Consider the following 1,251-nt stretch of genomic DNA (forward strand, 5'->3'; position numbering starts at 1 on the left):
GGAACCATCCTAACTCCAATGATCTCAAAACATTTTCCAAATGAAAATAGAAGTAAAGCCGCGGGTCTTGTTACTGCATGCGGTGGCTTAGGTATGTTTATTTTTCCAATATTATCTACTTTGTTTAAAAATATTTCTACCTGGCAGATGTCTTTTATAATATTTTCTGTAATTTTATTTTTGATGTGTATACCTGGTCTTTTTGTAAAATTACCTCAAAATAAAATAACAACAATTAATTCGAATATAGACAATCGAAGCTTAGGTGAAGTCTTAAAAGAGTCATTTGCACATAGAGGTTTTAGATTATTAATTCTTGGATTTTTTGTGTGCGGTTTTCAAATTACTTTAATAGCAACTCATGTTCCGAGATATGTTCAAGATAAAGGTTTAGCAGACTGGACGGGAATGGCAATTTTGGCTTTGATAGGTTTTTTTAATATTATAGGAACACTTGTGATGGGCTATTTAGGAGATAAATATAGCAAAAAGATACTTTTGAGTGGATTATATTTTTTAAGAGGAATAGCTTTAATACTATTTATTTTCCTACCAGCCTCAAATTTATCTGCAGTCTTATTTGGAACTTCTTTTGGATTGTTGTGGCTTGCAACTGTTCCCGCAACTAATGGAATAGTTGCTCAAATTTTTGGAACAAAAAATTTATCACTCCTGTTTGGAATAGTATTTTTAAACCATCAATTTGGATCATTTTTGGGTGCGTATTTAGGCGGTTATTTCTATGATCAGTTCGGAAGTTTTGATTATGCTTGGTACCTAGCAATAGTCCTATCTTTTATAGCCACGGCTTTACATTTACCAATTGATGAAAGACCGATAGCGGCTGTGGATAAAACTATCTAAGGTTGTATTTTGAGTCTCAAAGTGAATCAAAAGTGAATCAAAACGTGAACATTTTAAAGGTCACAACTTCAAATTGTGGATAATTTTTTTATTTAATCATTAAGATCTTTTTTATATGCTTTAAATAACAAAGGAGCAAAAATGTTTTCAACTGAGCTAGGAAAAAAATTAGATAAATATCATTTATTAAAACATCCATTTTATCAAATTTATTGGAATGAAGGTAAGTTAAACAGAGAAATTATCAAAGATTACGCTGAGCAATATTATCAGCATGTCAAAGCATTTCCTAGATACATAAGTGCAACTCACTCAATTTGTGAAGATATTGAAAAAAGAAGAATTCTTTTAGAAAATTTACAGGATGAGGAAAATAAAGATGGTGAT

At 30.6% G+C, this 1,251-nt stretch carries 1 protein-coding gene and 1 pseudogene; both read left to right on the forward strand.

Annotated elements, in window-relative coordinates; all coding sequences use genetic code 11:
- Positions 1-864, forward strand: an 864-nt coding sequence (locus tag AMN78_RS03920) for an MFS transporter (protein WP_075534272.1), incomplete at its 5' end; no start/stop codon positions are given.
- A gap of 141 nt (positions 865-1,005) precedes the next feature.
- Positions 1,006-1,251 (forward strand): annotated as a pseudogene (locus AMN78_RS03925) (CADD family putative folate metabolism protein); the annotation flags it as partial.

The organism is Candidatus Pelagibacter communis (assembly GCF_001179945.1).
In the GTDB taxonomy this organism is placed as follows: Bacteria; Pseudomonadota; Alphaproteobacteria; order Pelagibacterales; family Pelagibacteraceae; genus Pelagilacustribacter; species Pelagilacustribacter ubique_A.